At 61.4% G+C, this 3,154-nt stretch carries 1 protein-coding gene; it reads left to right on the top strand.

The window, feature by feature from the left end; translation table 11 throughout:
• Window positions 1–80 precede the first annotated feature (80 nt).
• Window positions 81–3,154, top strand: a 3,074-nt coding sequence (gene mfd, locus SGJ19_01130) for a transcription-repair coupling factor (GenBank protein MDZ4778838.1), incomplete at its 3' end; no start/stop codon positions are given.

Raw genomic sequence — 3,154 nt, 5'->3', positions numbered from 1 at the left:
GCCGCCGGCGGCAAAGTGGTCCTGATCCCGCTGGAACCCGGCCACTCGACAACGAATATCGAGAATGAGATCCTCGCCCGATGACCCATCCGGCCGTTCGCGACCTGTTCCAGTCCTTCGCCACGGGCGATGGGTTGCAACGGATTGTGCGCGGACTTGGCGCGAACAAACACCAATCGCTTTCCGGGCTGACGCTCACCGCGAAGGCCCTCTATACCGTCCTGCTCTGGAAACTCACCGGCCGTTCGTTGATCGTCGTCACCGATGGCGCCAACGAAGCCGAACTGCTCTTGGAAGCAATCCACACTTTTTTCGACATCATTGCCGGCGGACAGCAAATGGAGCCGCCACAGATGATTCCGGCGCTCGACGTTCTGCCTTCACAAGGGCTGTCGCCGCACAGCGAAATCAGCGCGCAGCGGGCCGTGGGGCTCTGGCGAATGGCATCGCGCCGGGCCACGATCACCGTCACGCCCATCGGCAGCGCGCTCGCCCGAACATATGCGGCGGCGCAGTATCGCCACCTCGCGCTGGAACTGCGCACCACCGAAGATATTGCCATGGACGACCTTTCCGATCACCTCCGGCGAATCGGCTATACACAGCACGAGCCGGTGGAAATGGTCGGTGAGTTTTCCGTGCGCGGCGGCATCATCGACATCTTTCCGGCCGAAAGCGCGCAGCCCATTCGCATTGAACTCTTTGGCGACACGATTGAAGAAATGCGGCGCTTCGACGTGCAGACACAGCGCTCCGTACTCAAAGTCCATGCGGCGGCCATTCTGCCGCTGGCCGAACATGCGGTCCCCGGAAATCCGGCGGCTGGGTGGGAGTTCGTTCGCGTCTTCCAGGACCCGCGGGAAACCAACCTTTTCGATCTGCAATTGGACGCGCTCATCCTGCTCGATGAGCCGGAACAGATCCGCGGCGCGGCTAAAAGATTCTGGAAACGGCTCAACGAAAACGGGCGCGCGGACACCGTGCCGAACGACGCCATTTTCTACTCGATGGAAGACTGGGCGCGGATGATGGAAAGCCGCGCCACGCTCGCCCTGCGGCAACTTGAACTCATCGGTGAGTCCGGGTCCGGGCCGTCGGTGTACATTTCCACGCGGCCATCGATCGCCTTCCACGGCGATCTGCGTGCCGCGGTCGGCGAGACCCGAACCCTGATCGAACAGAAAAATCGCGTCGTCTATTTCGCGCCTGCCGTGGGTGAAGTGGAGCGCCTGGCCGACATCCTGCATGAGTATCAAATACCGTTCCAATTGGCGCTCGACCCCGGCGACCATCCTTCGCCCTATTTGGCCGAACGCGCGCGCCTCTTCGGCTCCACCGCGAACACCATGCTCGCACGCGGGCTGATCCGTCGCGGCACGACTTTCGCGGACGCGCACGTGACCGTGATCGGCAGCGAAGATCTGTTCGACCCTTCCGATCTGGCCGTTTCCCCAGCCATCAATCACGGCGCCGCCGCGGCCTTCGCGTCGGACATCGCCGACCTGAAGGTGGGCGACTTTGTCGTCCACGTCACCCACGGTGTGGGCAAGTTCCTGGGCATCAAGGAACTTGCGCAAGGCGACGATCAGAAGGGCGATTTCCTGCTGCTGGAATATGCCGGCGAAGCACGCCTTTACTTGCCGATGACGCGCCTGGACCTGGTGCAGAAGTACCGCGGCGCCGGTGAGCAGAAGCCTTCCATGGACCGTCTGGGCGGCGTGACTTGGGCCAAGACCAAGACGCGCGTCAAAGCGAAAATGCGCGACATGGCCGAAGAGCTTTTGAAACTCTACGCGGCGCGGAAAATGTCGGAAGGCTTTGCTTATTCCTCCGATTCCAACTGGCAGCGCGAGTTCGAAGACGCCTTTGAATACGCGCCGACGACCGACCAGGTGCAGGCCGTCAGCGAGATCAAACGCGACATGGAGCGCCCCCAGCCAATGGACCGCCTGTTGTGCGGCGACGTCGGCTTCGGCAAGACGGAAGTGGCCATGCGCGCCGCGTTCAAGGCGTTGGGCGATGGTAAGCAGGTGGCGGTGCTGACGCCTACCACCGTGCTCTGTTTCCAGCACTTCGAATCGTTCAAACGCCGCTTCGCCAGCTTCCCGGTACGCGTGGAAATGCTGAGCCGGTTTCGCTCGGCGGCCGAAACCAAACAGGTGCTGGAAGAGCTAAAGCTTGGCAAAGTGGACATTGTCATCGGCACCCACCGGATCCTGTCGAAGGATGTCGAATACTCCGATCTGGGCTTGCTGGTCGTTGACGAAGAACAGCGCTTCGGCGTGCGGCACAAGGAACGGCTGAAGGATATCCGCAAGAATATCGACGTGCTGACCATGAGCGCGACGCCCATTCCGCGGACGCTGCACATGTCCATGCTCGGCCTTCGCGACATGTCGGTGATCGAAACGCCGCCCAAGGACCGATTGGCAATACAAACCACCGTGGCGCTTTTCAACGAGGATCTGGTGAAGGCCGCGATCGAGACCGAAGTCCTGCGCGGCGGTCAGGTTTATTTCGTTCATAACCGCGTGGATACAATTTACCAGCGGGCGATGTGGCTGCAGGACGCGATGCCGCATGTGCGCGTGGGCGTGGGGCATGGGCAGATGCCGGAAGCAGAACTGGAACGCGTCCTGCTGGGCTTCATGAAGCACGAGTACGACGTGTTTGTCTGCACGACGATTGTGGAGAACGGCTTGGATATTCCCCTGGCGAACACGATCGTCATTGAGAACGCGGAGCGGCACGGGCTGTCGGAGTTGTATCAGTTGCGCGGGCGCGTGGGACGTTCGAACCGGCGGGCTTACGCGTATTTGCTGGTGCCGCCGAATACGGAGCTTTCAGACGTGGCGCGGAAACGGCTGGCCGCGTTGCGAGAGTTCAGCGACCTGGGCGCGGGTTTCAAAATCGCCGCGCTGGATTTGGAATTGCGCGGCTGCGGCAACCTGCTGGGCGGCGAGCAGCACGGCCATATTGAGTCCGTCGGCTTCGATACCTACTTGAAATTGCTGGACGACATGGTGCGGGAACTGAAGGGCGAGGATGTGCCGCCGGAGATTCATTCCACCCTCACCCTGGGTGTGGACCTGCGCATTCCGAACACCTATATCGGCGAGGAGATTCAGCGGCTGCGCACCTACAAAAAACTGGC

The sequence above is a fragment of the Planctomycetia bacterium genome (assembly GCA_034440135.1).
Classification (GTDB): Bacteria; Planctomycetota; Planctomycetia; order Pirellulales; family JALHLM01; genus JALHLM01.
The sequence above is the reverse complement of the archived record's forward strand: the minus strand, read 5'-3'. Positions and strand labels throughout refer to the sequence as shown.